Origin of the sequence: Parasediminibacterium schistidii, from assembly GCF_046546515.1 — a bacterium.
In the GTDB taxonomy this organism is placed as follows: Bacteria; Bacteroidota; Bacteroidia; order Chitinophagales; family Chitinophagaceae; genus Parasediminibacterium.
This window is the reverse complement of sequence record NZ_JBKHKJ010000087.1, coordinates 1-1,041: the sequence shown is the minus strand read 5'-3', so window position 1 is coordinate 1,041 and position 1,041 is coordinate 1. Positions and strand designations below refer to the sequence as shown.

General features: G+C 41.9%; 1 protein-coding gene. It reads right to left on the bottom strand.

Annotated features, from left to right (window positions below):
- Window positions 1-1,041: hypothetical protein (locus ACHFIY_RS19265; protein WP_410847761.1), on the bottom strand; the 1,041-nt coding region annotated here is incomplete at both ends.

Below are 1,041 nucleotides of genomic sequence, written 5' to 3'. Positions count from 1 at the left end.
TCACTGCATATTGAAATATTTGTAGTAGAGGTTGAGTTTGCTTTAATACTCAACACCAAGGTAGCAGCACTATCACAGCCTTGTGCGTTGGTTAAATGTGCAGTATAAGTACCTGCCGTTGTATAACTAGTACCATTGAAAGTATAAGAACCATCAGCACAAATGCTTGCATTTGTGGTAGAAGTAGAAAGAGGTTTAACTGTCAATACCAAAGTAGCGGCACTATCACAACCTTGTGCATTGGTAAGGTGGGCTATATAACTACCCGCATTACTATAATATGTGCCATTAAAATTATACTTACCACCTGCACAGATGCTTGCATTGGTGGTGGATGTAGAATTTGCCTTAACAGTCAAAACCAAAGTAGCGGCACTATCACAACCTTGTGCATTGGTAAGGTGGGCTATATAACTACCCGCATTACTATAATATGTGCCATTATAATTATACTTACCACCTGCACAGATGCTTGCATTGGTGGTGGATGTAGAATTTGCTTTTACAGTCAATACCAATGTAGCGGCACTATCGCAACCTACTGCATTTACCAAGTGTGCAGTATAAGTTCCTGCCGTAGTGTATGCTGTACCATTGAAAGTATAAGAACTGCCATCACAGATGCTTGCATTGGTGGTAGATGTAGAATTTGCTTTTATGGTCAATACCAAGGTAGCTGTACTATCGCAGCCTGCTGCATTTACCAAGTGGGCAGTGTATGTACCTGCAGTGCTGTAAGTAGTACCATTGAAAGCGTAAGAGCCATCGGCACAAATACTTGCATTGGTGGTTGATGTAGAATTTGCTTTTACAGTCAAAACCAAGGTAGCGGCACTATCACAACCAACTGCATTTACCAAATGGGCAGTATAAGTACCTGCAACGCTATAAGTAGTGCCATTGAAGGTATAAGAACCGCCAGCACAGATGCTTGCATTGGTGGTACTAGTAGAATTGGCTTTCACGGTCAATAACAAGGTAGCGGCACTATCGCAGCCTACTGCATTTATCAAATGGGCGGTGTATGTTCCTGCAACGCTA